The sequence below is a fragment of the Campylobacter concisus genome (assembly GCF_902460665.1).
Taxonomy (GTDB): Bacteria; Campylobacterota; Campylobacteria; order Campylobacterales; family Campylobacteraceae; genus Campylobacter_A; species Campylobacter_A concisus_AL.
Genome location: NZ_CABPUR010000005.1, coordinates 17,920 through 44,403, shown reverse-complemented (window position 1 = coordinate 44,403; position 26,484 = coordinate 17,920). Strand labels below are relative to the sequence as shown.

Genomic DNA, 26,484 nt, shown 5'->3' with positions numbered 1-26,484 from the left:
AATTTTATAAATTAAGCAGCTTTTAGAGTATTTACTAATTGTGCAAGGCGACTAACACGGCGAGCAGCAGTTTGTTTCTTCAAAAAGCCTCTACTTACGAAGCTGTGGATGCTTTTGTTAGCGACTTTTAAAGCTTCATTTGCAGCATTTAGATCTTTAGCTTCTACAGCTACACGCACTGCTTTTGTTATATTTTTAAGTCTTGTGCGGTAAAATCTATTTCTTTCTGTTCTTTTTATAGTTTGTCTAGCTCTTTTTTCAGCAGATTTATGGTTTGCCATAATATACCTTTTTAAATAATTTTAGTCGGTGATTATATTAAAGATATAATAAATTTAACCTTAATTTAAGTCATCCTTAATGAAAGTAAAATTTTTAGATTTTAAATTAGGTAAATTCTGATAAAATAGCACAATTTTATAATAAAAAGGATAAATTTATGAAACTATTTGGAACGGATGGAGTTCGTGGTAAGGTTGGTGAAAAGCTTTCAGCTCAAACATCTATGCGTCTTGCAATGGCGGCTGGAATTTATTTTAGAAAGACTTCAGCGACAAATGTGATTTTGGTTGGAAAAGATACTAGAAAAAGCGGCTATATGATAGAAACCGCCATCGTTGCGGGGCTAACTGCAGTTGGCTATAACGTCCTTCAAATAGGCCCTATGCCAACACCTGCAATCGCATTTTTAACAGAAAATATGCGCTGTGACGCTGGTATAATGATAAGTGCTTCACACAACCCATACTACGATAACGGCATCAAATTTTTTGATAGCTTTGGCAACAAGCTTGATGAGAAAATAGAGGCTGAGATAGAAAAGATCTTCTACGATGATGAGCTCATCGCAAACGCCCAAAAAACGATGACAGAGATCGGTGCAAACAAGAGGATCGACGATGTTATCGGCAGATATATCGTGCAGATCAAAAATTCATTCCCAAAAGAGCTAAATTTAAAGAATTTACGAGTAGTTTTAGATGTGGCAAACGGAGCTGCTTACAAGGTCGCGCCAACTGTATTTAGCGAGCTTGGAGCTGATGTCATCGTCATAAACGACGAACCAAATGGTAGCAATATCAACCAAAACTGCGGCGCACTTCACCCAGAAGATCTAGCAAGCGAGGTAAAAAGGCTTCGTGCTGACATCGGCTTTGCATTTGATGGCGATGCTGATAGGCTTGTAGTTGTCGATGAAAACGGTGAAGTTGTGCATGGCGATGCGATACTTGGCTCACTAGCTGCATTTTTACACGAGCAAAAGGCTCTAAAAGGCGGAGCCATCGTGGCTACGGTGATGAGTAACGCTGCACTTGATGACTATCTAAAAGCTCACAAGATCAAGCTACTTCGCTCAAACGTAGGCGATAAATACGTGCTTGAGATGATGAAAGAAAATGGCATAAATTTTGGCGGTGAGCAAAGCGGTCACGTGATATTTAACGACTACGCTAAAACTGGCGACGGCCTTGTTACTTCGATGCAAGTAGTCGCGATGATGCTTAAAAAAGGCAAAAAAGCTAGTGAAATTTTTGGCGAGCTAAAGCCGTATCCGCAAATTTTGCTAAATTTAAAGATCACAGAGAAAAAGCCGCTTGATAAGATAGAGGGGCTAAAAGAGCTTGAGGCTAGCCTTGCAAAAGAGGGAATAAGATCGCTCTTTAGATACTCTGGCACTGAAAATTTGATCAGACTTTTACTTGAGGGCAAAAATCAAACTTTAGTTGAAAAACGCATGGATGAAGTTGAGAAATTTTTCATAAAAGCCCTAAATGCGTAAAAGCTTGGTTAAATTTTTTATCGCGTTTTTTGCCATTTTTATCGTTGATCAAGCGATAAAGATGATATTTATAGATGGTTTTTCGTGGGACGGCGAGTTTTTCTCACTAGTTCTTACATATAATAAAGGCGTTGCATTTTCGATGTTTGCCTTTTTAGATGAGTGGCTGAAATTTATCCAAATCGCCCTCATTTTAGGCGTTTTTGTCTATCTAGTTGTTGAGAAAAAACTGCTTTGCTCGCATGCCATTTGGCTTGGAGCTTTGTTAGGAGCTGGTAGCTCAAATATCACAGATAGATTTATCCATGGCGGCGTCGTGGATTACGTCTTTTGGCACAAGTGGTTTAACTTTGCGGTCTTTAACTTCGCCGATGTGATGATCGATCTTTGCGTCGTGATGATACTTTGGCAAAGTTTTAGAAAAAGGAGAGAGAGTGGGAAATAATATCTACGTCGCATACGCGCTTTGGCTACTTACTGGCTGGCTTGGAGCGCATAGAATTTACCTTGGTAAATTTATCACTGGCTTTTTGATGATGGGACTATTTTTTATCGGTTACTCTTTGCAAATCATCCTCATTGGCTACTTATTTTTGGCTATTTGGGGCGTTTGGTGGATCATAGATGCATTTTTAGTTGGCGCTTATGTCGAGAAAAATTTACAAAAAGTCGAGCTAAAAGAGAGACTAAAACTAAAAGATAAAGAAGAGGACTTAAAAAGGCTTTACGAGCTTTTTGAGAGTGGTGCGATCAGCAAGGCTGAATTTGAAGCTAGAAAAGAGATACTTTTTAGATAAGGAGACGTTATGGCAGAATATTATCTTTACTTAAAATACCTCCACTATTTGTTTTTCATCTCGTGGATGGCAGTGCTGTTTTATCAGCCAAGGCTCTACGTTTATCACGTAGAAAATATGGACAAACCTGACTTTGTAAAAGTAGTTGAGGTGATGGAGTACAAGATGTATCACTACATCGGCTGGGTCGCACTCATTGGCTCATTTTTTACTGGCATTTTGATACTTATCGCGATGCCTGATCTTATAAAAACTGGTCACATCCACGTCAAAATTTTAGTTGTCATCTTAATGGCTATCTATCACCTAGACCTTGGACGCTACATGAAGCAGCTCAAAGAAAAACGCTGTAATAAAAGCGGCATCTTCTTTAGAGCTTACAACGAAGTGCCAACTATCGCTATGCTTATCATCATCTGGGTCATGATAGTAAATCCATTTTAAGGGAATTTGATGAAGAAATTTTTAGCATTTATCGCTTTGCCGGCACTCTTACTTGCAGCGACTCAGTACTTTGAGCCGGTGCAGATAAAATTTGACAACAGACTCTACTCATTGGCATATTCAGCCAAGCCTGTGCCAAATTTATTCACACAGGAGTATTTGCTCCCTGGCGAAAAGCTAGAGAGTTTTAGCTACATGCTCTCGCTAAATACGCTTAAATTTGACGCTACGCCAGAGCAAGCGGTCGAGCAAAAGATAAATGATCTAAAAGAGCTAAAAGCAAAAGGGCTAAAAGTGGCTTATAAAAAGGGCTCACTGGCAAATGAAATTTATCTTGATATCACGATATTTTCAAACCTAAATGGCGTGCCAACAGCCGAGCACTCGATATATCGCTACACCAAACAAGGCGGAATTTTAGTCCTTTTTACCATCCAAAGGCGCGCTTATAAAAAAGAGGGAATTCAAAGATTTGCTACAAATTTCACGATCGAGTCGCAAGATTTTAGCAAAAAAGCCCTAGCCACACCTTTTCCACAAATCATCAATAGATAGAAAAATTTGAGTGTAAATTTAGCCTTTGCACTCAAATTTTAAAACCAGACTTAATAAATTTATCTAAAAATAAAACGAATAGTTATATGATAAGCAAAACTCAAAAAGGATAGCCTATGATACATAAAATTCTTATCGCAAATCGTGGTGAGATCGCAGTTAGGATAGTCAGAGCTTGTAGGGATTTACACATCCAAAGCGTAGGAATTTACACAGCACCAGACAGCGAATGCTTGCATGTAAGGATCGCTGATGAGGCCTATCAAGTGGGCGAAGATCCGATCAAGGGCTATCTTGACGCCAAAGCTATCGTAAAGCTTGCTAAAGAATGCGGAGCTGACGCAATACACCCAGGATACGGCTTTTTAAGCGAAAACTACGAATTTGCAAAGGCAGTCGAGGACGCTGGACTTATCTTTATCGGTCCAAAGGCTGAAGTGATAAGAAAAATGGGTGATAAAAATATCGCAAGATACCTAATGAAGAGAAACGGCATACCAATCGTTCCAGGCACAGAAAAGCTAAATGACGAGAGCATGGACGCCATAAAAGAGCACGCTAGACGCATCGGCTACCCAGTCATCTTAAAAGCAAGTGGAGGCGGAGGCGGCCGTGGCATCAGAGAGGTTTGGCAAGAAGAAGATATGCAAGATGCCTTTGAGTCGTGCACCAGAGAGGCAAAGACCTACTTTAACAACGATGAAGTTTTTATGGAGAAGCTTGTCGTAAATCCTCGTCACATCGAGTTTCAAATTTTAGGCGATAACTACGGCAACATCATCCACCTTTGCGAGCGTGACTGCTCTATCCAAAGGCGCCACCAAAAGATCATCGAGATCGCACCATGCCCATCGATCAGCGAAAATTTAAGAAAGATAATGGGCGTAACCGCGGTGGCCGCTGCAAAGGCTGTTGGCTATTCAAACGTAGGAACGATCGAGTTTTTGCTAGATGACTACAATAACTTTTACTTCATGGAGATGAATACCCGTATTCAAGTGGAGCATGGCATCACTGAAGAGATCACAGGACATGATCTTGTCGTTAGGCAAATAAGGATCGCTGCTGGTGAAATTTTAGAGATCGAACAAAGCGACATCAAGCCACGAGGCTACGCGATAGAAGCAAGGATCACGGCTGAGAATGTCTGGGAGAATTTCATCCCAGCACCAGGTACGATCGAGGGCTACTACCCAGCCCTTGGCCCATCTGTGCGCGTCGATAGCCACGTCTATAAAGACTACACCATACCGCCATTTTACGACTCACTTATCGCAAAGTTGATCGTAAAGGCGACTGATTATGACCTAGCGGTAAATAAGCTTGAAAGAGCACTTGAAGAATTTACCATCGAAGGCGTGCGAACGATCATCCCATTTTTGCTAACGATCAGCAAAAGCAAGGAGTTTAGAAGAGGATTTTTCGATACTAGCTACGTTGAGAAAAACTTAAAAACTATCCTTGAAAACACCTATGACGATATGAATAAAGAGCCAAACGACGACCTAGAAGAGGTCATCGTAGAGGCGATAAAAAGATATAAAAAGAAGAGATGAATTTATCTCATTGCGGCTTTGGCGATAAATTTCGCCAAGGCTAAATCCTCGCGCAAACTGTATGCGTCTTGGCTTTATCATTTGCCATAGCGTAGAGCTTGCCACCGCTTACTAGTATGATCTGATCTGTGCTAAGTCTAAATTTCTCAAACTCTATCTCTTTTAATAGCAAGCCATCTTTAGCGCTTATCAAAACTGGCTTATTTTTGCGGTTTGCGAGCAAAATTTGACCCTCGGCCCAAACAAAATGCTCCGTGCCACTTGTTTTAAATTTAAATATCACCTCGCCACTTTTCGCCTCAACGGCATAGAGATGTCCGCCATTGCTAGCGGTGCCAAAGTAAAGCACCCCTCACTCAGGTAAACTGGCGTGTAGAGATATGTGCAAAGCTTTAGCCGCCAGATAGTTTTGCCTATCCTTGCGCCCTGCTCTTTAGGTGGCACACTCTCATTTAAATTTTCATCTTTTGCCGCACTTTTGAATACTGCGCCGCTTAAAATTTCTTTACACTCCACTATAAGTGGCGAGCTCATTCGTACGCAAAAGCGCTCAAGTTCGTATGTTTTAGTATCGTCATAAATCTCTTTTATGAGCTACGCGGCTTTACCAAGCCAATTTACCTCATCATTAATCCTTTATAACATCTCACATTTAGTGATTGCTAGTTTTCTTAGTTATCTCTGCCAGCTTCTTAAATTTATGAAGATCATGGTCTAAATTTGGCGACAAATGGATCAAATTTAAAAGCGCGCTGAAATAAATTTGATAAAATTTGCCAAAATTTAGCAGATTAAAGGACTGATATGTTTTTAAAGCTAGATGAAATCACTCAAAAGTTAGATCAAATTTTTTTGCCACTAGAGCAAGAGGGTATGACTGGCATGAGACTCTTGCTTCAAAATGACATTAAAGCTACCACACAAGCACTTAAAAACGTACAAGAAGCTCTTGGCGTAAATTTCCCAGCTAAATTTACAAAGCTTTTAAGCAAATTTGACCTTGGAAATTTTGAAATTTGCAATGTCAAATTTGGCTCCAAAGGTGACTATGCAAGCGATATAGTACGACTAAATAGCGTAGATGAGTTTGGTGGCAAATGGTGGAGTGGCGAGGCTCGCCCTTTAAATTTGATAGTCTTTGCCGTGGGAGATCCTTGGATATTTTTGCTTGATTGTACGAGTGGTGCAATTCATGCGTGGCTACTTGGAGATAAAAAGCTTTGCAGCAGGCGCGTTGCGAGTGACTTTGAAAAATTTTTTATAGCGCTTGCTAGCATCGATATAGCAAGGCTAAATGATGAAGCTATGCCATTAGCCGAGCAAATCCTAAAATTTGTTAAAGCAGACGAAAAAGCACTTCCTTTTTGGCAAGAGATGGCGCAAATTTAGTAAATTTAGGCTCCACTCAGCCTAAATTCTATTTTATAAATTTATCCCAGCGATCGAAACAAAAACCACTTTTTATAAATTTAGTTTCGATATGTAACGCTCATTGCCTAAAATAAAAATATAAAAATAAATTTAAATAAAAATTTTTTCTAGGAGAGTTAATATTCAACTACGAAAATTTGACGAATAGGAGCCAAAATGAGCGAGTACATCGAAAAAACGATGGAGTGGATAAAAAAGACCAATCCGGGTCAAGGCGTCTTTGTCCAGGCTGCGACCGAGGTTTTAAATAGCCTCGAGCCGCTTATAAAAAGAGAGAGCAAGTACCAAAAACACGCGATCCTAGAGCGCATCGTCATCCCTGAGCGCACGGTGATATTTCGCGTCACATACACGGGCGACGACGGCAGACCGCAGGTAAATAACGGCTACCGCGTGCAGTTTAACTCAGCCGTGGGCCCCTATAAAGGCGGTATCAGACTGCATCCTAGCGTGGATCTTGGCGTGCTAAAATTTCTTGGATTTGAGCAAATTTTTAAAAACTCGCTTACGGGCGTAAATATCGGCGGCGCAAAAGGTGGCAGCACCTTTGATCCAAAAGGCAAGAGCGAGGGCGAGATAATGCGCTTTTGCCAAGCGTTTATGAGCGAGCTATACCGCCACATCGGCAACACCGTGGACGTGCCCGCAGGCGACATCGGCGTGGGCGCGCGCGAGATCGGCTATATGTTTGGGCAGTATAAAAAACTCACGGGCAGGTTTGACGGGATACTAACGGGCAAGGGGCTAAACTGGGGCGGCAGCCTAGCGCGTACGGAAGCGACTGGATACGGGTTAGTCTATTTTACGCAAAATATGCTGCAAAAAGCTGGGCTTGGGCTAGAAGGCAAAAAATGCAGCATAAGCGGTAGCGGAAACGTCGCCATATACACGGTAGAAAAGCTCTATCAAGTAGGCGCGCTGCCTATCACGGTTTCTGATTCAAACGGATACGTTTACGACGCCGAGGGCATCGATCTAGCGGTGCTTAAAGAGCTAAAAGAGGTCAAACGCGCGCGCCTTAGCGAATACGTTAAATTTAGACCGAACGCAAAATACGTAAGCGTGGGCGAGTACAAAGAGGGCAGAAACGGCGTGTGGGACGTGCCGTGCGACGGGGCGTTTCCGTGCGCGACGCAAAACGAACTTCACCTAGCCGACATCAAGACGCTCTACGCTAACGGCTGCCGCTTCGTGGCTGAGGGCGCAAATATGCCAAGCACGCTTGATGCGATAAATTTTATGCTAGCGCAAAAGGATTTTTACTTCGCTCCGGCAAAGGCGGCAAACGCGGGCGGCGTGGGCACAAGCGGCCTTGAGATGATGCAAAACGCCGGCATGACCGCGTGGAGCTTCGAGGAGGTCGATCGCAGACTTCATGGCATCATGAACCACATCTTTGAGCTAAGCTACGAAACGAGTAAAGAGTTTGGCAATGAGGGCAACTTGGTGCTTGGCTCAAATATTGCTGGCTTTAGAAAAGTGGCCGATGCGATGATAGATCAGGGATACGTGTAGGGCTGATTTTAGCTCTTGCTCTATAAATTTGCGTCCAAGCTAAATTTGGACGTAAATCAATATGAAATAAGTTTGGGCTTTTAGCTAAAAGAGAGTTTGCCTTTTGTATGGCAAATTTTACTGACAAACTATTAAAATTTATGCTGGATTGAAGCATCGTATATATGTGGATTTGAAGCTCGCCTAAATTTAAAGTATTTACACTAAGGTGGCGAGCAGATCACTATTTTTAGAGCATTTAATAGAAATTTTGTCAAAAAAGCTGGCGTGGTGGCAAATGGTGGAGTGGCGAGGTTTGTGCAACAAATTTGAAAGTTTTTGCCATGGATGCTTTTTGCTTGATTACACGAGTGGTATGTTTATGTGTGGCTGTTTAAAGATGAAGAAATTTGTAGCGGGCGCGTTGCGAGCGAGAAATTTTTATAGTGTTAGTTGGCATCGATATAGCAAGGCAAAATGAAGAAGTCCTGACAGAGAACGGGCAAACGCTAAATTTTATCCAAGCAGATTATAGGGCATTTGATTTTTGCCAAGAAATGGCTTATAAAATTTTAGTAAATTTATGCTCACCCAGCCTAAAATTCTCTTTTATAAATTTAAACTACAAACAAGCGAATTTTTTAGCAAATTTATACAGCTACTAGGCGAAATTTAGCTTATAACACTCGCGCAGGCATCATGAATTTACAACTCGAAAGAAGTTATCAAATTTACTCTTTCAGGCGAGCTCTTGCCTAGTCGAATTTAAGCAAAGTGCCAATGTAATGGTTGGCAGAAAAAGGATGAAGCAAATTCTAGTAAGCAAAAATTAAAATTTGCTACATTTAATCCACGAACAAGCAAATTTATCGTCAAATTTGGTCGCCACATAAAACCAAGAGTAGTCAAAGCTTTTTGTAAAAAAAGTATTATTAAAGCGATATCCCATTACAAAATTTAGCTAGATATTAGGCAAAATTTAGCTTAAAAACACTCACGTAAGCACTAAAAATTTGTAAGCTCGCAATAGAGTCGATTTGCCTAGATTATTCTCAGCACAACACCCATGCGAGCGATAACAAAGTGGGTAAATTCCAGCAAGTAAAGACCAAAATTTACTAAATTTAAGCCACATCCAAATTTTGCCTATCAAATTTAACCATAAGGTATATCAACCCTGCAAACGCCTTTGCGTAAATTTAACACATATAAAAATGATAGGATTTTTGGAAAATAATTTTTATAAGTTTTTGTATTAAAAATTTAATGAAAAAGAGCAAGCCCTAGCCTGCTCTTTGTGAAAATTTAACCCTTTTTTGGAGTTACAAGCATATTTACATAACGACCTTCTATTATAGGCTCTTTGTCGCGGTCAGCCTCATCCTTGATCATCTCCCAGACCTTCTCAAGCATGGATACGCCAGCCTCTGGGGTGCTCATCTCGCGACCCTTTAAAAATACACGAAATTTAACGTGTTTGCCATCTTGCAAAAACTCGCTTGCGTGTTTAACCTTGTAGTTTATATCGTTTTGGGCGATCTTGACAGAGAGTTTTATCTCTTTTATCTCGATGGTTTTTTGCTTTTTCTTAGCCTCTTTTTGCTTTTTCTCTTGCTGATAGCGGAATTTACCATAGTCCATTATCTTGCAAACTGGCGGCTTCGCGTCTGGCGCTATAAGCACTAGATCAAGCCCAAGCTTATTTGAGATCTCTAAAGCCTCTTCTCTTGAGATGACACCGTATGCTGTGCCATCATCCCCTACACATCTTACCTCTCTCGCCCTTATGTCCTCATTGAGCAATACTTCATTTTCCTTACTCAAAAATGTACCTCACTAAGTTTCTCCTTTGTTAAATTTATAAATTCCGCCAAGCTCATATCGCTCTGCGTCCTAGCCTGTCTGTCGCGTAGCGCAACGCTCTTGTTCGCTACTTCGTTGTCACCTAGCACAACTATCATAGGCACCCTTTGTTTTTCAGCCGTTCTTATTCTTTTATTTAAACTCTCATTTTTACTTGCGATCTCGCTATCGACGTTGATCTTTCTTAGCTCGCGTGAAATTTCTTTTGCATACTCTAAATGCGCGTCGCTAATAGGCACGATGACAACCTGCGTAGGAGCTATGAAAAATGGTAGCTCACCAGCAGTGTGCTCAAGTAAAATTCCTATAAATCTCTCAAAACTACCAAGCAAGGCTCTGTGAAGCATTACAGGGCGTTGTCTTTCGTTATTTGCGTCGATGTAGCCTAGATCAAAGCGCTCTGGCAAGTTAAAATCAACTTGTATCGTGCCGCACTGCCACTTTCTCTTAAGCGCATCAGTGATCTTAATGTCGATTTTTGGACCGTAAAATGCGCCGCCGCCCTCGTCGATTCCGTATTTAAAGCCGTTTTCGTCAAGCGCTTCTTTTAGCGCTTTGGTCGCCGTTTCCCAAATTTCGTCCCCGCCGATCGCTTTTGCAGGCTTGGTCGAAATCTCCATCTCGTAATGAAAGCCGAAATTTTCCATTATTTTGCCAGCAAATTTTAAAATTTCTAAGATATTTTCTTTGATTTGGCTTGGCATACAAAAGATGTGCGAGTCATCTTGTGCAAATTCGCGCACCCTGAAAAGCCCGTGTAAAACGCCACTTTTTTCATGGCGGTGCACGACGCCGTATTCGAAAAATTTAAGCGGCAAGTCGCGGTAAGAGCGGATGTCACTTTGATAGACTTTGATGTGACCAACGCAGTTCATCGGCTTGATGCCATACTCTGTCTCATCGATAGTTGTAAAGTACATATTTTCTTTATAGTTTGCGTAGTGGCCGCTTCTTCTCCACACATCAGCCTTTAAAAGCTCTGGCCCACGCACTGGCTCATAGCCGCGGTCGCGGTGGGCTTTGTATAAAATTTGCTCTAACTTCGAGCGCAAGCGTCCACCATTTGGTAGCCAGATCGGCAAGCCACCACCCACTTCTTCATCAAAAGTAAATAGTTTCATCTCGGTACCAAGCTTTCTATGGTCACGTTTTTTGGCCTCTTCGATGATGCGGATATGCTCTTTTAGGCTCTCTTTATCTGCATAAGCTGTGCCGTAAATTCTAGTTAGCATCTCACGGTTCTCATCGCCGCCAAGATATGCGCCAGCCACGCGTGTTAGTTTGAAAAATTTTAAAAATTTGGTATTTGGTACGTGTGGTCCGCGGCAAAGATCCTCAAAATCACCTTGTGAGTAGCTGCTAACTTCACCATCTGGAATTCTTTTTAAGACCTCTTGTTTTAGGTCGTCATCTTTAAATTTATCGCTCATATTAGCTTTAGTTGAGCAGGTTTTGACTATGTCAAATTTCTTCTCAGCAAGCTCTTTCATTTTTTCTTCGATCGCTGCTAGATCGCTCTCGCCTAGCTTCGTGCCCTCATCATCAACTCTAAAATCATAATAAAATCCATCTTCTACGTTTGGTCCGACAAAGAATTTCGCCTTTGGATAGAGTGACTTGATAGCTTGTGCCATGAGGTGTGCACAGGAGTGTCTGATAACGTGTAGTGCCTCTTTTGAGTTGTCAAAATAGATAGGCTCAGCACTACTCTCACGCCCTGCGATACTTTGAGTATCGACTATTTCGCCATTTAGCTTGTATGCGATGATATCGCTCATTGTTTTTCCTTATATCAAATTGTCTTTTTTACGATAAAAGAACGATTAAGGATTTTATCTAAATGGGCTTTAAGCTAAACTTAATATTTACTAAGCAAATTTTTATAAATTCTTTTTAAATCCGCAAGCTTTGATCTATAAATTTATTTATAAAATATATATATTTATATTTAAATGTGTAAATCCCTAAATTTAAAGCTTTTTATTTATATAATTTATTATATTTTAAGATTATGCCTGATAATATTTGTTCTTGAAATGAATTTAGCAATTTCTCGTCTTTGCATTATTTAAATTCATTTTTCTCCCGACAATATTTAGTGCTAGGAAGTGGTTAGCCTAGCACTTTTTTATTCTGCAAAATTTATTAGCGTTGGTTGCACTATCTTTGTATAATCTTTTGTATTTAAAATGATCGATCTATCAAGTAGCCCCGCGTTAAATGCGATCTCATCGTTTCTTTGTAGCAACCTTTCATCAACCACGATGTGTAAATTTTTATGAAAGCTAAATGGTGGCACTGAACCAAAAACACAATCTGTCAATGCCAAAACTTCATCTGGACTAGCTAGGCTTGCCCTTTTGCCGTCAATTTTTTGTGTCAAGCTATCAAGATTTGCTTGCATATCGGCTGGCAAAATAGCCAAAATATAAGCTTTACCAGCCTTCATCGCTGGCTTTTCATCACTTAGCAAATAATCATTTAGCACATTTTCATCTTTAAAAATTTTCCTAAATTTCTCCTCATCTACCCCTTTTATAGAGCAAACTAGAGCCTTTGCACCTTGGCTCATCTTTGTTCCCCTAAGTTTTGCCACCTCTTCTGAAGTGGTCGCACTCTCATGATTTAGAACTTTAAATTTGGCTTCATTTTTGCTAAGAAGCTCATAGATCTTATTAAAAATTTGCTCAGACACAGCTCTTTCCTTTGGATAAATTTTAGTTAAAATTATACCGCTAAAACTTACAAAAGGCAGGAAAATGCAGATAAATTTAGATGATATAAAGATCGAGCTAAGCTGGAAAGAGGTGCTAAAAGATGAGTTTTTGAGTGAAAATTTCGCGCGTATCAAAGAAAATTTCTTAAAAGCAAAGAGCACTGACATCGTCTATCCACCAAGTGCGCTTATATTTAATGCATTTAACCTAACGCCATTTCACGATGTCAAGGTGGTTATCCTTGGACAAGACCCATATCACGGCGCAAATCAAGCCATGGGATTAAGCTTTTCAGTACCTAGTGGCGTGAGAGTCCCGCCAAGTCTTGTGAATATTTATAAAGAAATTTATTCCGATCTTGGTATAAAAGAGCCAAATAGCGGCGATCTCACAAAGTGGGCAAAGCAAGGCGTGCTACTACTAAACTCGACTTTAAGCGTCAGCGCTGGAGTGGCAAATTCTCACGCAAGCTTTGGCTGGCAAGGCTTTACTGACGCTGTAATAAAAAAAGTTAGCCAAAATTTACAAAACATAGTTTTCATGCTTTGGGGCAATCCAGCTAGAGCCAAAGCACCGCTCATTGACGCCAGCAAGCACCTCATCTTAGAGGCAGCACATCCAAGCCCACTGGCTCGTGGCGCGTTTTTTGGCTGCAGGCACTTTTCAAAGGCAAATATCTATCTAGCAAACCACGGCAAAACGCCAATAGACTGGGATCTAAACGTAAAAATTTGATCTACTTTTTTAGATCATTTAAAAGTTTGTTTGTCTCTTCAAGCTTTCTTTTGCAAAATTTCTCATCTTTGTTTTGCAAAATTATGGCTTCTTGGCCGCTTTGTCTTTGTTTAAACTCATCAAATTTAAGCTCAAAAAGTCTTAACGCCTTTTCATCGTTTGCGAGTCGTTTGCTCTCTTTGGCATAGAGCTCGTCAAGATATAGCCTGCTTTGCTTGATATATTCATTGCAAACATCGTTTGCATGGACTAAATTTACGCCAAGCAAAAGGGCAAAAATGGCTATTTTTCTCATGTTTTTCCTTGAAATTTTTGCGTTATACTAGCCTTTAAGCACTTAAATTTTAAAATGCTTTTTCAAAAAAAGGATAAAAAATGAGACGAAAAGATAGAGAGCTAAGCCGTGAAGATGGCCTAAAAATCATAGATGAATGCGAATATGCGGTAATTTCATGCGTGGATGATGAGGGAGAAATTTTTAGCGTACCGATCTCGCCAGTAAGAGTTGGTGAAAGCATTTTTATACACGGAGCTACCGCTGGCTGTAAGGCAAAACTGCTTCAAGATGGACGAAAAGTGGAATTTGTCTGCGTTAGCTTCAATAAAGTCCCACATCTAAGCGAAAGTGAGCTAGATGCGATAAAAGACGATGGCAAGGCACTTGGAGGTAAGGTTTTTACGACTGAGTATAAAAGTGCTATCGCAAAAACTAGAGTTTGTGAGATCACAGACGAAGCTAAAAAATATGAAATTTTAAAAATTCTCAGCCTAAAATATACAGCTTATGCGATGAATACCTTTGAAACAGCGGCTCAGTATGGGCTAAAGATCACTAAAATTTATGAGTTTAAGATAGAAAGTCTTAGCGCGAAAGCTAAAATTTTGCCAAAACCAGCAAATTAAAGGAGTAAATTTGAGCTCACTTGCACTGATGTTTAGACCAAAAAACTTGGATGAAATTTGCGGACAAAAGGCGGTTAAGGCGGCATTTTTAAAATTTATAGCCTCTAGCAAAATCCCGCATTCCATCTTTTATGGTCCAGCAGGCTGTGGCAAGACGAGCTTTGCAAGGGCGGTGGCAAGTGGTGCAAACTACGACTTTTACGAGTTTGATGGCGGAAATTTAAAGATAGATGACTTTCGCAAAATTTTAAAAAACTACGAAAACGCCCTAAACAAGCCACTCTTTTTCATAGACGAGATCCACAGGCTTAGCAAAACCCAGCAAGAAGCGCTACTCATCCCCATGGAAAACTACAAAGCCCTAGTCATCGGCGCTAGTACGGAAAATCCCTTTTTCACGCTAAGCTCAGGCATCAGAAGTCGCTCGATGCTCTTTGAGTTTAGACCGCTTAGCAGTAGCGACTTTGAGGAGCTTCTTGGCAAGATCAGGGAGCAAATTTCATTTAGTATAGATGATGAAGCCAAAGAATATTTATTTAAAAGTAGTGGTGGTGACGCAAGAGCCATGCTAAATTTACTAGAATTTGCCATCACGCTTGATGAAAATGTGAGTCTAGAAAATTTAAAAACACTTCGCCAAAACGCCCTAAAAGAGGGAGCAAAAGAGGATGACACGCACTACGAGCTAGCAAGTGCTTTTATAAAAAGCATGCGCGGAAGCGACGAAAACGCCGTTATCTACTATCTCGCAAGGCTCATAGACTCTGGCGAGAGTGCGGACTTCATCGCTAGAAGGATGGCGATATTTGCCAGCGAAGACATCGGCAATGCAAACCCAAATGCGCTAAATTTGGCCGCAAGCACGCTAAGCGCGGTAAAAGAGATAGGCTTTCCAGAGGCTAGGATCATACTGGCTCAGTGCGCCATCTATCTAGCTAGCTCGCCAAAGTCAATCTCCAGCTACAACGCGATAAATGCCGCCCTAAGATACGTGCAAAGCGAAGAAATTTTAAAGATCCCGCCATATCTAAAAAATCACACAAAAGAGAGCAAAGACTACCTTTATCCGCATGATTTTGGCGGCTGGGTCGATCAAAAATACCTAGAAAAACCGCTCGTTTTTTACAAAAGCAAGAGCATTGGCTTTGAAAAAACGCTAAATGAGTGGCTAGAAAAGATAAAGTCAAAAGGCTAAATTTAGGCTTTGCTCTGTCAGATTTATGGAGTAAATTTTAAAAGAGATGTAGATGAACGAGCAAAATTTAGCGTATATCGCAAATTTAAAGATAGAAGACGTGCCTTGGGGTAGATTAACGACAGCTTATGACAGAGCAAGCGAATTTCCAGAAATTTTTAAACAACTTTGGGCGGCGATCGGCGAGAAAAATTTGACGCAGAGCGTGGCTACCGACAAGTCAAATAGCGAACAAAATATGGCAAATCCAGCAAATAACAACGAAGCAAAATTTAACGCCAAAGCCTTTTAAACGCTTTTGATAAAATTTTTAGCAAAACTAAGAGCTAAATACGTTTTGCCAAGTTATATCCGCGCAATAAAGATTGCAAATTTCTCTTAAAAAGCCGTCTTAAACACGCAAAAACCTAATTTTAAAATCCAAAAATCAAGAAATAATTTTAGTCCTCATAAGCCGTCTTTGCGGAATAAATTTAGAAATTATCAATCAAAAAATAACTTAGAGCGTAAAAATATCTGCTATAAAATCTAGCTATCAAAAACACGCTTGCCACGAGTAAGCCGAAAACTAGCGCGAAATTTTAAACCAAGCTAAAAAATTTTTCTTATTTATTCTAATTTTATATTTTTTTAAATATACTCGCTCTCTAAACTACACCAATGAAAGTCAAGAAAATGCCTACAAATTTTGCTGAAATTTTAAATAATTGTGTTGAGAGTATAAATTCATTCCTTTGGGGGCCATACTTCCTTATTACCCTACTTTGCGGCACTGGACTATTTTTTACTATTAGGCTTGGGTTTGTTCAAATTTTTAAGTTTAAAATGGGACTAAGAGAGCTTTTTGGGAATTTCTCGCTTCACGGCGAAGCTGCTGGCAAGGCCGGTATGAGCCAGTTTCAAGCAGTTGCAACTGCGATCGCCGCGCAAGTTGGCACTGGCAATCTAGTAGGTGCGACAACAGCACTTATCATGGGTGGTCCTGGAGCGATATTTTGGATGTGGTGCGCTGCGTTTTTAGGCATGGCTACAAATTTTGCTGAAATTTGCCTAGCTCAAATTTACCGCACAAAAGACGATAGCGGGCACACGATAGGCGGTCCGGCATTTTATATAAGTCGTGGATTAAAAGGAAAATGGGCAAAAATTTTAGCTGGATTTTTCGCTATCGCTATCATTATCGCACTTGGCTTTATCGGCAATATGGTGCAAGCAAACTCGATCTCAGACGGCTTTAAAGGTGCCTTTGGTATACCTCAGTGGATAACTGGAGCTTTTTTAGCAATCGTCTGCGCGGTCATCTTTATAGGTGGCGTAAAGGCGATCGCAAGAGTAGCTGAAAAGATCGTGCCTTTGATGGCTTTACTTTATGTAGGTGTTGGACTAATCATTATCGCTTTAAATTTTCACGAAATCCCAGATGCAGTTTTGCTTATCTATAAAGCAGCGTTTGATCCTTCAGCTGCGTGGGGTGGAGCGACTGGAGCTAGTATAGCAGCTGCGATGAGATACGGCATCGCAAGGGGTCTTTTTAGCAATGAAGCCGGAATGGGCTCAACTCCGCACGCACACGCTGCGGCTAATGTCAAACACCCAGTCGATCAAGCAGTGCTTGGCATAATGAGCGTATTTGTAGATACTTTTATCGTTTTAAATATAACCGTTTTTGTAGTGCTCACTGCAAATGTTATTAGCTTTGAAAACGGCAAGGCGGTCTTTACAGGTATCACCTTGGTGCAAGAGGCCTTTTCGTCACACATATTTGGCAAAACTGGCGGTTATAGCTTTGTAGCGATCTGCCTATTTTTCTTCGCATTTACGACCATACTTGGATGGTACTATTTTGCTGAGATCAACGTAAGATACCTTTTTGGGGCAAAGGCGGTCAGGGCGTTTCAAATTTTAGTAGTCGTTTTTGTATTTTTGGGAAGCTTGCAAAAGGTTGATTTTGTCTGGAGCCTAGCAGATATGTTTAATGGCTTGATGGTTGTGCCAAATTTAATTGCCATCATCATTTTAAGCCCTATTGTGGCAAAGCTTTTAAAAGATCACGATGCTGGTAAAGAGTATGATGTGAAAGATTATTTAAAATAAGTCTTTACCGCATCTTTATAAAATTTACTAATAATTAATTTTAAATCTCTTGTTTAGGATGTTTTATTAGAAGTGGTGGCCCCGAATGGACTCGAACCATCGACCACTACCATGTCAAGGTAGTGCTCTACCAACTGAGCTACGGGACCAAAGATTTGGGATTATATTTTATTTTCTATTTTATTTAGCTTAATTCTTTAGTAATTAAATTTATTTATAAGCAATAAATGTAATGGATAAAATTAGAATTAGCTAACGCTTGCTTCGCAGTTATTGGTAAAGATAAAAACTACCCGGTCAATATCGGCAACTCATACGTCATCATAAAGACTCCTTGATAGCGATAAAGAGCAAAAATGTGTAAGCTATCACTATGATGTAGGACATGGTGCTAGCTTTGGAAATTATCTTGAATACTGGAAGCTAACATATAAAAATTTACAAAGAGAATATCTAGAGTAAAAGATTGATGCTAAAATTCTTCAAAGGTGAGTATAAACCTACAAAAGATGAATAGGAATTTTAAAACAAAAGGCTGGTAAGAATAATACAAAATCAATTAGTGGACTAACGGGGTAGAAGTCTAGCCTAGAAAACTAGTGAGCTTGTCTTGGTTTTATTATTTAAATCACGATAAGTTTGCTAAAATCCAGTCAATATAAAATTTTAAATTAAAAACCTAAAAATGGCAATGTGCTATTTCCCAATAATAATCTTTGCAAGTCTTTCATTCTTTTCATTTATATTAAATTTTACTTCAGCTATTTTTCTACTTTCCATACCCATTTGGACTATCATTTCTAGATTTTGTATAAAATAAATCATCTTTTGTGCCAAAATTTTACTATCAAATGGTGGTACCAAAAACCCATTTACACTATCTTCAACGGTTTCTTTACATCCTACACTATTTGTGGTTATTACTGCCCTTCCTATCGCCATGGCTTCCTGCGTACTTCTTGGTACACCTTCTCTGTAATACGAAGGCAAGACAAAAATGGAACTATTCACTATCCGTTCTTTTATATCATTTACGAAGCCAGGATATATAACTACGTCACTATCAAGATAAGGTTTTAGCTCTTTTTGCGTTAATCCAAACGGATTGTGCTCATCAAAACTACCAAATATATAAAACTTTACATCTTTATATTTTTCTTTTACGATTTTAGCTGCCTCTAAATACTCAAATATTCCCTTTTCTGCAAGAAGTCTTGCTATAAAAATAAAACTTATAGGATCAGTAGGTGCTTTAGTATATGAGAATTTATCAAGACCAACACCTATACCACCTAAGATATTTATAGATTTTACTTTTATATTGTATCTATCAATCAAGTCCTTTTTATCATCATTATTTAAAAATATAAGCTCGTCAAGAAATGGTAGTGAAATTTTATATAAAAGAACTTGTATAGTTTTGATGATTTTCGCCTTTTTTGTTTGCCCATTTTTATGAACTGTAAAAGCTCCGCCAAGCCCTTCTATCATGCCTACTATTCTTGGCACTCTTGCTATTTTTGCGGCTATAGTTGCAAAAAACTGGCTTAACAAAAAAGAAAAAATCGCATCTGGCCTATATTGCCTAAATAGCTTAACCAAATCATATGTAGCAATAAGATCTTTAAGTGGATTTAGTTCTTTTGCATTTAAAGTGTGGTCAAGCGGTGTTGCACCCAATGAGATTATTTTTTTCTACTTTCTTCATTGTAGTCACCAACCAAATAATAAACTTCATACTCGCTTGGTACAAGGATTTCGATAAATTCTTTTCTAAAATTTATCATCGTGTAGGAGATATTGACAATTATAAAAATTTTCACCATAATCTTATCTCTTATAAATATCTCTAAAAAAATTTAAATAATCTATCGAGTCCAATAAATAGCGATAAAACAAATAACTTTTTTAAGTATAAAAAATTTATTATTTTCTAATATAAGCCAAATGTTCGCTGCTTCTTTATCAATGGATTTTAAATTTTTTACAAAACCATTATTTAGATTATAAAAAACAATATTAATAAGTACTATTTGCAGGTGACGTAATAAGTGACAATGTATACATCATAAACTACGGCGACGACGTATTCGTCAAACAATTAGAAAAAAACGATAACGCAGACTATAACTCTGTTTCCGGATAATAAAAAATACAAGTCTATCGTAATATACGACGAAAATTTAAAAAATTGCACTATCGTAGGGCGCGTCGTGGCACATATCAGAAAAGGCGCGATCTAAAGGGACTTTGAAGCTATTTTTGAAGCAATTTGAAGCTTTAGCTTTCAAAATGCAAAATAAATGCCTAAATTTTGCAAATTTTGCATTTTGAGTTCTCATTTTTACCCTATGTTCCTATCTGCTAAAATAACGCTCTTAACGCTATTTGCTCCATATTTTTACCTATTCTCATTTTTTTACCTTTTGCATAAGATTTATCACAACACATGTGAGGTTTCTAGATCAAAGTTGTCGTTTGGACCATATAAATTTGTAGGCATCACAGATATAAAATTTGTACCATACTGCAGATTGTAACTCTCACACATCTTTATACCAGCTATTTTAGCGATCGCATATGGCTCATTTGTGTATTCAAGTGGAGATGTCAAAAGCACATCTTCGCTCATTGGCTGTGGAGCATTTTTAGGATATATGCAAGTACTTCCCAGAAATAGTAGTTTTTTTACCTTATGCACATAGCTTTGATGGATCACATTATTTTGAATTTGTAAATTTTCATAGATAAAATCAGCCCTATAAGTGCTATTGGCCACTATTCCACCGACCTTTGAAGCGGCTAGCACTACATACTCGGGCTTTTCTTTTCCAAAAAACTCATAAACAGCTTTTTGATCCATAAGATCAAGCTCGCCATGAGTTCTTGCGATTATATTTTCATAGCCCTTTGATTTTAAATTTTTCACTATAGCAGAGCCTACCAGACCCTTGTGTCCTGCTACATAAATTTTACTGTTTTTATCCATTTTTTACTCGAAATAGCTCATTATCTCATATCCGCCATCTTTTAGATAGACATCTTTTGTCATGAGTTTTAAGTCTGATTTCATCATATCATTTACTAGATCTTGAAGGTTAAATTCTCTCTTCCAGCCTAGTTTTTTCTCTGCTTTACTCGGATCTCCAAGTAGCAAATCAACCTCCGTTGGCCTAAAATATCTTGGATCCACACAAACCACAGTTTGTCCGATACTTAAATGTGATATATCTAAATTCAATTCTTTTGCTTTTTCAAAATTTAGTGAGTCCACGACTCCTATCTCATCTACGCCAGACTCTTCAAATCTCAAATTTATACCAGCATAAGCAAATGCAAATTTTACAAAATCTCTAACCGCCGTTGTTTGGCCAGTTGCTATCACCCAGTCTTCTGGCTCTGGAGCTTGCAGTATCATCCACATCATCTTCACATAGTCTTTTGCATGGCCCCAGTCTCTTTTGGCGTCTAAATTTCCAAGATAAAGCTTGTCTTGAAGCCCAAGCGCTATCTTACTAGCTGCCCTTGTGATCTTTCTAGTTACAAATGTCTCGCCTCTAACTGGTGATTCGTGATTAAACAATATGCCATTACAAGCAAAAATACCATAAGCCTCTCTATAATTAACCGTTATCCAGTACGCATACATCTTTGCGACTGCATAAGGGCTTCTTGGATAAAATGGTGTAGTCTCGCTTTGCGGTGTCTCTTGTACTTTTCCGTAGAGCTCAGATGTAGAGGCTTGATAAATTTTAGTCTTTTTCTCAAGTCCTAATATCCTTATAGCCTCAAGCAGTCTAAGAGTGCCTGTACCATCAGCATTTGCGACATATTCTGGAGTTTCAAAGCTAACATGTACGTGACTCATGGCAGCTAGGTTATAAATTTCATCTGGCTGTACTTCTTGAATGATCCTTGTTAAGTTCATAGAGTCCGTCATATCGCCATAATGCAAGAAAAAATTTCTATTATCAACATGCGGATCTTGATAGAGACGATCTATTCTATATGTATTAAAAAGGCTCGTTCGTCTTTTTACGCCATGGACTATATAGCTTTTTTTAGTAGAAATTCCGCCAGATACGATCCATCTTGACCAGTTATACCAGTTATTAATGCTACTTTTTTATCCATAAATCACCTTTTAAAATCATCGTCTAGGCGAATTATATCATCTTCACCTGTATATTCACCGACCTGAGCTTCTATCAAAACCACAGGAATTTTTCCTTCATTAGACAGCCTATGAACTTCGCCCATTTTTATATAGATAGACTCATTAGGACAAACGAGTCTAGTTGTCTCACCTATCGTAACAGTGGCACTACCTGATAGTACTATCCAGTGCTCATTTCTATGAAAATGCTTTTGCAAAGATAGCCTTTTGCCAGGTTTTACCTCTATTATCTTTATCTTATAACCATCTTGATTTTCAAGGACAGTATAGTTTCCCCAAGGCCTATTTGTCGTAACATGGGCATTGCAAAGCTCAGAGCTCTCCTCTTTTAAAATTTCCACAACATTTTTTACTTTTTGGCTAGAGGACTTTTTAGATATTAAAAGAGCATCTTTTGTATCAACAACAGTTAGATCATCGACATCTATTAAGGCTATTTTTTTGCCACTAGATAAAACTAGATTGTTGTGAGAATTTATCTGCACCAGATCGCTATTTATTGTGTTTCCATTGATATCTTTTTGTAGCTGCTCATCCAAACTATCAAAACTTCCAAGATCACTCCAAGGCGCATCTAGTACTACCATTTTTACGATACCAGACTTTTCCATTACAGCATAATCTATGCTATTTTGTGGGATATTTTGCATATCGGTAGTATCTATTTTAATATCAAATTGGTCTTTTTTTGCGTTGTCAAAAGCTACTTTACATGCTTCAAGTATCTCGGGAGCAAAAATTTTCATCTGATCCAAGAAAACGCCTGCCTTAAAGACAAACATACCTGAATTCCAGTAGCAATTTTGATCTTTTAGAAATTTCACTGCCTTTTCATAGTCTGGCTTTTCATAAAAAGCCTTTACATCACTATTATAGCTCTCTATATATCCAAATCCCGTCTCAGGTGACCTTGGCTTTATACCAAAAGTAACTAAGAAATTTTGCTCTGCCAGCTCTTTTGCAGCTTTTACGCTTGTGTGATATGCTTTAATGTCCTTTATCAAATGATCCGATGGCGCTACTAAAACAATCTCATTTGAATCAAGTGCAAGGCAAGCTAGTGTGATCGCTGGTGCAGTATTTCTACCAACTGGCTCGAGCAGATATTTAAAATTTGTAATATTTAAATTTTCTATCTGATCCATCGCCAAGTAGTAGTGATCGATATTTGTAATCACAAATGTATTGTCACAAATTTCACTATTTCGTAGTGCAGTTAGCTGAAAAAGTGACCTGTCATCAAATAATTTAATAAATTGTTTTGGCATCAAAGTCCTGCTAATAGGCCACAACCTCGTACCAGAACCACCACATAATAATATATTTGTCATAAATTTTATCTACTTTAAAATGAGCTTAAAAATCTTATATAATTAAAGCTAAAAAAGACTAAGAACTTACTAAAATCATCTAAAATATAAGTTTTGATAGCTTTTAAACTATCAAAACACCTCTCTCATCTTATGCGTTAGCTCTAGGCTCGCTTCTATCTCAGCTCTTTTTGCCATTACGCTCTCTATATTAACACCGACATTTATACTAAGCTTTTTAGCAAATTCATAAAGCTCTGCAAAATTTTCAAGGCAAATTTGTGATGCCGTGGCTAAAAAATCATCACTCCCAAGCATCCTTTTTTCGCTCTTTTCATCAACACTTATACCAAGCCACTTGATAAACTCTAGCGTTTTTGGCGTGCCACAAGTCGTAAATGTCAAAATAATAGGTAAATTTAACCCACTTTTTGCCACGCTTGTTAGTAAATTTTTAGCCAAATTTATATCAAAAACCGCCTGTGAGATAAAAAATTTTGCCCCCATTTTGGCCTTTTGACTCATCCTTTGCTCTTCATCGCCCTTTTTAGCGTGCCTCTCAGCTATGCAAACACCACCCACTACAAGCTCTTTAAACTCATCTCTAGCGATCTCATAAGCACGCTCTAAGCTCATTTTAGGCTCTATCTTGCCAGAAGCAACGCCGACAAAGACATTTATATCGCTGCTACTTTTGGCTAAATTTGCTCTAAATTCGCTCTCATTATATTTGTTCGCGACTCTATAAAAGATGCTTGCTGTCTTTAAATTTAGATACTTTGAGTAGTAAATTTCAGGGCTTAATGTATCGCTAAATTCAAAAGTTCGCTCGCTTTTTATGCGGCTACTTTCATCTTGGATCTCATAAAGCACCAAACCATCAGCCTGCACATCCGTGATCCTCTTGTCCCATTTTGCAGCGATCTCTTTAAGCTTAGCCTCGTCAAATTCAGCCTTTGGAGGCGTTAAGCCATAAAGCACTATGCCACTTTCATTGTTTATGATCTTATCTTTTAACATTTTCTAACTTTTTTTGAAATTTAAACGGAGTTTAGCGCCTAGGCTTGCTAGACGCTAAATTTGGATTATAGACCTCTTACGATCTTGACAGCTTCCACCATGTTTTTAAGGCTTGGCTCGACCTCTTCCCATTTTCTGGTTTTTAGGCCGCAGTCAGGGTTGATCCAGAGTTGCTCTTTTGGCAAGACTTCAAGCAGAGCTTTGATCTGAGCGACGATCTCCTCGACACTTGGCACACGTGGGCTGTGGATGTCGTAAACGCCAGGTCCGACCTCTTGTTTGTAGCCAACGGCTTTGAAAATTTTAAGTAGCTCGTTGCCACTTCTTGCAGTCTCGATACTGATAACATCAGCATCCATTGCCTCAATGGTCTTAATAATATCGTTAAATTCAGAGTAGCACATATGTGTGTGGATCTGAGTTTTTGCTTCAGCCGAGCTTACTGAAAGCTTGAAGCAATCAACCGCAAATTTCTCATAAGCTGGGATATTTTCAGCTCTTAGCGGATAGCCCTCTTTAAACGCTGCCTCATCGACTTGGATCACTCTGATGCCCGCATTTTGAAGGTCTGCGATCTCGTCATAGATACAAAGTGCAAGCTGTTTTGCCACCTCACTTCTTGGAAGATCGTCACGCACAAAGCTCCAGTTTAGCATAGTCACAGGACCTGTTAGCATGCCCTTCATTACGTGTTTTGTGATACTTTGAGCGTATTTCATCCACTTAACAGTCATCGGCTCTGGGCGGCTTACGTCACCAAAGAGAAGTGGTGGTTTGACGCAGCGGCTGCCGTAGCTTTGTACCCAGCCATTTTGGCTAAATGCATATCCGCTGATCTGCTCGCCAAAGTACTCGACCATGTCGTTTCTCTCTGGCTCGCCGTGTACTAGCACGTCTAGGCCGATATCCTCTTGAAATTTCACGCAGTGATCGATATATTTTTTGATGCCAGCTTCATAAGCAGCCGCGTCGATCTCGCCTTTTTTGAAATTTTGGCGAAGTACACGAAGATCAACCGTTTGAGGGAAGCTACCTATCGTTGTTGTTGGTAAGATGCCGTATTTTAGCGTTTCACGTTGAATTTTGATGCGGTCTTCAAATTTCTCATCACGCTCAAATTTGCTTAAATTTTTAACGCGGTTTTGAACGCTTTCAGAGTGGATGAGCTTTGAAGTAGCGCGAGTTTTAACGGCATTTTTATTTTCTTCGTAAATTTTAGCCTCAGCCTCATTTAGCTTCTCGCCGTTTGCTAGTTTTGTGATGATCTTGATCTCATCAAGCTTCTCAACCGCGAAGCTTAGCCAGCTTTTGATCTCTGGGTTTAAATTCTCTTCATATTTTAGAGTGTATGGTACGTGTAGAAGTGAACACGAAGTGCCAATGTAAAAGTCTTTGCCACCTATTTTTTCTGAAATTTCACCTACAAGTTTTACTTTTTCATCGATGTTACTTTTCCAGATATTCCTGCCATCTATCACGCCAGCAAATAGCGTCAAATGGCTGTTTTTGATAGTCTCAAGTGCTTCGAAATTTCTCTTGCCGTGGATGAAGTCAAGCGCGATGCCGTAAATTTTAGTTTTAGACACTTCGCTAACTGCCTTGATCGCATGCTCAAAATATGTTGCAAACACGATTTTGATGTTGCTAGCTACGCTTGTTAGCTCGTTATAAACCTTTGTGATAAGTGGCAAAAGATCGCTTTCGTTTTTGTCAGTTACAAAGATCGGCTCGTCAAACTGCACCAAAATTTCATCATCAAGCTTAGAAATTTGCTCAAGTAGCTTTTTGTACTCGCCTACAAGTGCGTCAAGGTGCTTAAATGGGCAGCTGCCGTCAGTCGTCTTTGAAAGAGCCAAAAATGTGATAGGGCCGATCAAATTTACCTTGCCTTTTACGCCGTTAGCCTTCGCCTCTTTGTATTCATTTAAAATTTTGTCCGCTTTTAGGCTAAATTTACTCTCGCTGCTAAGCTCTGGCACGATGTAGTGGTAATTTGTGTTAAACCACTTTGTCATCTCCATCGCAACGCCACTTTTGTTGCCTCTTGAGCAAGCAAAATATTGCTCCAAGCCGCTTAAATTTGCAAATCTTGGAGGTGTAGCACCAAAAGCGATGATGTTATCAAGCATTAGGTCGTAAAACGAAAAATCATTAACGCTAATAGCCGAAATACCAGCGTCTTGTTGATATCTCCAGTGTCTTTGGCGAAGCGTCTTTGCAGTCTCTTGCAAATTCTCTTCGCTAAAACCCTCTTTGCCAGCCCAAAAGCCCTCTAATGCGCGCTTTAACTCTCTTTTTTCTCCGATTCTTGGAAAACCTAAAACATAACTTTTTATCATTTTTATCCTTTTTAAATTTCTATTTTTAAATTAAATCTGTGCCCTGCACAGCAACCTTGAACGTGCAGTGGGGT

Annotated in this window: 26 protein-coding genes, 1 tRNA gene and 2 pseudogenes; 14 read left to right on the top strand and 15 right to left on the bottom strand. The window is 39.2% G+C overall.

From position 1 onward, the window contains the following. Nucleotides 1–11: 11 nt before the first annotated feature. Nucleotides 12–281 (bottom strand): 30S ribosomal protein S20, encoded by a 270-nt coding sequence (gene rpsT / locus F3G66_RS08525; protein ID WP_004317319.1) that lies wholly within the window; start codon nt 279–281, stop codon nt 12–14. Nucleotides 282–439: 158 nt separating this feature from the next. On the opposite strand from rpsT, the gene glmM reads away from it, so the two are divergent. The 6 genes from glmM to F3G66_RS08495 all read left to right on the top strand — a co-directional run bounded on the left by glmM (nt 440) and on the right by F3G66_RS08495 (nt 5,132). Then, on the top strand, nt 440–1,780 hold the full coding sequence (gene glmM, locus F3G66_RS08520; RefSeq protein WP_149707818.1) for a phosphoglucosamine mutase: 1,341 nt from the start codon (nt 440–442) through the stop codon (nt 1,778–1,780). Continuing rightward, a complete protein-coding gene (gene lspA, locus F3G66_RS08515) occupies nt 1,773–2,225 on the top strand; it encodes a signal peptidase II (protein WP_149707817.1) in 453 nt (150 codons plus the stop codon). The genes glmM and lspA overlap by 8 nt, the downstream gene beginning before the upstream one ends. Next, complete coding sequence (locus tag F3G66_RS08510; RefSeq protein ID WP_149707816.1) at nt 2,215–2,577, top strand: NINE protein; 363 nt, start codon at nt 2,215–2,217, stop codon at nt 2,575–2,577. Before lspA ends, F3G66_RS08510 begins: the two co-directional genes overlap by 11 nt. 9 nt (nt 2,578–2,586) lie before the next feature. Next, nucleotides 2,587–3,021 (top strand): CopD family protein, encoded by a 435-nt coding sequence (locus tag F3G66_RS08505; protein ID WP_054195978.1) that lies wholly within the window; start codon nt 2,587–2,589, stop codon nt 3,019–3,021. Between the two features lie 9 nt (nt 3,022–3,030). After that, on the top strand, nt 3,031–3,576 hold the full coding sequence (locus F3G66_RS08500) for a hypothetical protein (protein ID WP_149707815.1): 546 nt from the start codon (nt 3,031–3,033) through the stop codon (nt 3,574–3,576). Nucleotides 3,577–3,692: 116 nt separating this feature from the next. Then, entirely contained in the window at nt 3,693–5,132 is a 1,440-nt protein-coding gene (locus tag F3G66_RS08495) for an acetyl-CoA carboxylase subunit A (protein WP_054195976.1), read from the top strand. A gap of 40 nt (nt 5,133–5,172) precedes the next feature. Here F3G66_RS08495 and F3G66_RS09675 read toward each other — a convergent pair whose 3' ends face one another. Further along, on the bottom strand, nt 5,173–5,415 hold the full coding sequence (locus tag F3G66_RS09675) for a hypothetical protein (RefSeq protein WP_223154257.1): 243 nt from the start codon (nt 5,413–5,415) through the stop codon (nt 5,173–5,175). Beyond that, nucleotides 5,412–5,666: a hypothetical protein gene (locus tag F3G66_RS09670; protein WP_223154256.1), complete on the bottom strand. Its 255-nt coding sequence runs from the start codon at nt 5,664–5,666 to the stop codon at nt 5,412–5,414. Before F3G66_RS09670 ends, F3G66_RS09675 begins: the two co-directional genes overlap by 4 nt. A 270-nt stretch (nt 5,667–5,936) precedes the next feature. On the opposite strand from F3G66_RS09670, the gene F3G66_RS08485 reads away from it, so the two are divergent. From F3G66_RS08485 to F3G66_RS08475, 3 genes are all read left to right on the top strand, one after another. Then, on the top strand, nt 5,937–6,521 hold the full coding sequence (locus F3G66_RS08485; protein WP_149707814.1) for an SMI1/KNR4 family protein: 585 nt from the start codon (nt 5,937–5,939) through the stop codon (nt 6,519–6,521). A 198-nt stretch (nt 6,522–6,719) separates the two neighbouring features. Then, complete coding sequence (gdhA, locus tag F3G66_RS08480; protein WP_149707813.1) at nt 6,720–8,078, top strand: NADP-specific glutamate dehydrogenase; 1,359 nt, start codon at nt 6,720–6,722, stop codon at nt 8,076–8,078. Between the two features lie 425 nt (nt 8,079–8,503). Continuing rightward, nucleotides 8,504–8,722: a hypothetical protein gene (locus F3G66_RS08475; protein WP_149707812.1), complete on the top strand. Its 219-nt coding sequence runs from the start codon at nt 8,504–8,506 to the stop codon at nt 8,720–8,722. Between the two features lie 640 nt (nt 8,723–9,362). Here the strand turns inward: F3G66_RS08475 and infC are convergent. From infC to F3G66_RS08460, 3 genes are all read right to left on the bottom strand, one after another. Then, nucleotides 9,363–9,881: a translation initiation factor IF-3 gene (infC, locus tag F3G66_RS08470; RefSeq protein WP_149707811.1), complete on the bottom strand. Its 519-nt coding sequence runs from the start codon at nt 9,879–9,881 to the stop codon at nt 9,363–9,365. Further along, nucleotides 9,878–11,698, bottom strand: coding sequence for a threonine--tRNA ligase (gene thrS, locus F3G66_RS08465; RefSeq protein ID WP_149707810.1), 1,821 nt, complete (start codon nt 11,696–11,698; stop codon nt 9,878–9,880). The genes infC and thrS overlap by 4 nt, the downstream gene beginning before the upstream one ends. A gap of 350 nt (nt 11,699–12,048) precedes the next feature. Continuing rightward, nucleotides 12,049–12,615: a YbaK/EbsC family protein gene (locus F3G66_RS08460; protein WP_149707809.1), complete on the bottom strand. Its 567-nt coding sequence runs from the start codon at nt 12,613–12,615 to the stop codon at nt 12,049–12,051. A 64-nt stretch (nt 12,616–12,679) separates the two neighbouring features. On the opposite strand from F3G66_RS08460, the gene ung reads away from it, so the two are divergent. Beyond that, the gene (gene ung / locus F3G66_RS08455) at nt 12,680–13,372 is read left to right on the top strand and encodes a uracil-DNA glycosylase (protein ID WP_149707808.1); all 693 of its coding nucleotides are present in this window, start codon (nt 12,680–12,682) and stop codon (nt 13,370–13,372) included. 1 nt (nt 13,373) lies between these two features. On the opposite strand, the gene F3G66_RS08450 is transcribed toward ung, so the two are convergent. Then, entirely contained in the window at nt 13,374–13,667 is a 294-nt protein-coding gene (locus tag F3G66_RS08450; RefSeq protein WP_103588551.1) for a hypothetical protein, read from the bottom strand. Nucleotides 13,668–13,747: 80 nt separating this feature from the next. Between F3G66_RS08450 and F3G66_RS08445 the strand changes: the two genes are divergently transcribed. From F3G66_RS08445 to F3G66_RS08430, 4 genes are all read left to right on the top strand, one after another. Continuing rightward, on the top strand, nt 13,748–14,275 hold the full coding sequence (locus tag F3G66_RS08445; RefSeq protein ID WP_149707807.1) for a pyridoxamine 5'-phosphate oxidase family protein: 528 nt from the start codon (nt 13,748–13,750) through the stop codon (nt 14,273–14,275). A 28-nt stretch (nt 14,276–14,303) separates the two neighbouring features. Then, nucleotides 14,304–15,470, top strand: coding sequence for a replication-associated recombination protein A (locus tag F3G66_RS08440; protein ID WP_223154258.1), 1,167 nt, complete (start codon nt 14,304–14,306; stop codon nt 15,468–15,470). A gap of 52 nt (nt 15,471–15,522) precedes the next feature. Then, nucleotides 15,523–15,762, top strand: coding sequence for a hypothetical protein (locus F3G66_RS09495; RefSeq protein WP_188115854.1), 240 nt, complete (start codon nt 15,523–15,525; stop codon nt 15,760–15,762). A gap of 383 nt (nt 15,763–16,145) precedes the next feature. Further along, the gene (locus F3G66_RS08430) at nt 16,146–17,564 is read left to right on the top strand and encodes an alanine/glycine:cation symporter family protein (protein WP_149707840.1); all 1,419 of its coding nucleotides are present in this window, start codon (nt 16,146–16,148) and stop codon (nt 17,562–17,564) included. Nucleotides 17,565–17,637: 73 nt separating this feature from the next. On the opposite strand, the gene F3G66_RS08425 is transcribed toward F3G66_RS08430, so the two are convergent. From F3G66_RS08425 to metE, 8 genes and pseudogenes are all read right to left on the bottom strand, one after another. Next, nucleotides 17,638–17,713, bottom strand: a tRNA-Val gene (locus F3G66_RS08425). 547 nt (nt 17,714–18,260) lie between these two features. After that, a complete protein-coding gene (locus F3G66_RS08420) occupies nt 18,261–19,244 on the bottom strand; it encodes a glycosyltransferase family 4 protein (RefSeq protein WP_223154255.1) in 984 nt (327 codons plus the stop codon). A gap of 5 nt (nt 19,245–19,249) precedes the next feature. Beyond that, on the bottom strand, nt 19,250–19,387 hold the full coding sequence (locus F3G66_RS09665; RefSeq protein WP_223154254.1) for a hypothetical protein: 138 nt from the start codon (nt 19,385–19,387) through the stop codon (nt 19,250–19,252). A gap of 620 nt (nt 19,388–20,007) precedes the next feature. Then, nucleotides 20,008–20,553 (bottom strand): annotated as a pseudogene (locus tag F3G66_RS08415) (NAD-dependent epimerase/dehydratase family protein); the annotation flags it as partial. A 3-nt stretch (nt 20,554–20,556) separates the two neighbouring features. Beyond that, nucleotides 20,557–21,698 (bottom strand): annotated as a pseudogene (gene gmd / locus F3G66_RS08410) (GDP-mannose 4,6-dehydratase). A gap of 3 nt (nt 21,699–21,701) precedes the next feature. After that, entirely contained in the window at nt 21,702–23,072 is a 1,371-nt protein-coding gene (locus F3G66_RS08405; protein ID WP_149707805.1) for a mannose-1-phosphate guanylyltransferase/mannose-6-phosphate isomerase, read from the bottom strand. A 111-nt stretch (nt 23,073–23,183) separates the two neighbouring features. Next, a complete protein-coding gene (locus tag F3G66_RS08400) occupies nt 23,184–24,071 on the bottom strand; it encodes a DNA-binding protein (protein WP_149707804.1) in 888 nt (295 codons plus the stop codon). Between the two features lie 65 nt (nt 24,072–24,136). After that, a complete protein-coding gene (gene metE / locus F3G66_RS08395; protein ID WP_149707803.1) occupies nt 24,137–26,410 on the bottom strand; it encodes a 5-methyltetrahydropteroyltriglutamate--homocysteine S-methyltransferase in 2,274 nt (757 codons plus the stop codon). Nucleotides 26,411–26,484: the final 74 nt, after the last annotated feature.

Coding starts and splice junctions, on each gene's coding strand:
- rpsT (WP_004317319.1), bottom strand. CDS start 281: ATGGCAAACCATAAATCTGCTGAAAAAAGAGCTAGACAAACTATAAAA.
- glmM (WP_149707818.1), top strand. CDS start 440: ATGAAACTATTTGGAACGGATGGAGTTCGTGGTAAGGTTGGTGAAAAG.
- lspA (WP_149707817.1), top strand. CDS start 1,773: ATGCGTAAAAGCTTGGTTAAATTTTTTATCGCGTTTTTTGCCATTTTT.
- F3G66_RS08505 (WP_054195978.1), top strand. CDS start 2,587: ATGGCAGAATATTATCTTTACTTAAAATACCTCCACTATTTGTTTTTC.
- F3G66_RS08500 (WP_149707815.1), top strand. CDS start 3,031: ATGAAGAAATTTTTAGCATTTATCGCTTTGCCGGCACTCTTACTTGCA.
- F3G66_RS08495 (WP_054195976.1), top strand. CDS start 3,693: ATGATACATAAAATTCTTATCGCAAATCGTGGTGAGATCGCAGTTAGG.
- F3G66_RS09670 (WP_223154256.1), bottom strand. CDS start 5,666: ATGAGCTCGCCACTTATAGTGGAGTGTAAAGAAATTTTAAGCGGCGCA.
- F3G66_RS08485 (WP_149707814.1), top strand. CDS start 5,937: ATGTTTTTAAAGCTAGATGAAATCACTCAAAAGTTAGATCAAATTTTT.
- gdhA (WP_149707813.1), top strand. CDS start 6,720: ATGAGCGAGTACATCGAAAAAACGATGGAGTGGATAAAAAAGACCAAT.
- thrS (WP_149707810.1), bottom strand. CDS start 11,698: ATGAGCGATATCATCGCATACAAGCTAAATGGCGAAATAGTCGATACT.
- ung (WP_149707808.1), top strand. CDS start 12,680: ATGCAGATAAATTTAGATGATATAAAGATCGAGCTAAGCTGGAAAGAG.
- F3G66_RS08450 (WP_103588551.1), bottom strand. CDS start 13,667: ATGAGAAAAATAGCCATTTTTGCCCTTTTGCTTGGCGTAAATTTAGTC.
- F3G66_RS08445 (WP_149707807.1), top strand. CDS start 13,748: ATGAGACGAAAAGATAGAGAGCTAAGCCGTGAAGATGGCCTAAAAATC.
- F3G66_RS08440 (WP_223154258.1), top strand. CDS start 14,304: ATGTTTAGACCAAAAAACTTGGATGAAATTTGCGGACAAAAGGCGGTT.
- F3G66_RS09495 (WP_188115854.1), top strand. CDS start 15,523: ATGAACGAGCAAAATTTAGCGTATATCGCAAATTTAAAGATAGAAGAC.
- F3G66_RS08430 (WP_149707840.1), top strand. CDS start 16,146: ATGCCTACAAATTTTGCTGAAATTTTAAATAATTGTGTTGAGAGTATA.
- F3G66_RS08405 (WP_149707805.1), bottom strand. CDS start 23,072: ATGACAAATATATTATTATGTGGTGGTTCTGGTACGAGGTTGTGGCCT.
- F3G66_RS08400 (WP_149707804.1), bottom strand. CDS start 24,071: ATGTTAAAAGATAAGATCATAAACAATGAAAGTGGCATAGTGCTTTAT.
- metE (WP_149707803.1), bottom strand. CDS start 26,410: ATGATAAAAAGTTATGTTTTAGGTTTTCCAAGAATCGGAGAAAAAAGA.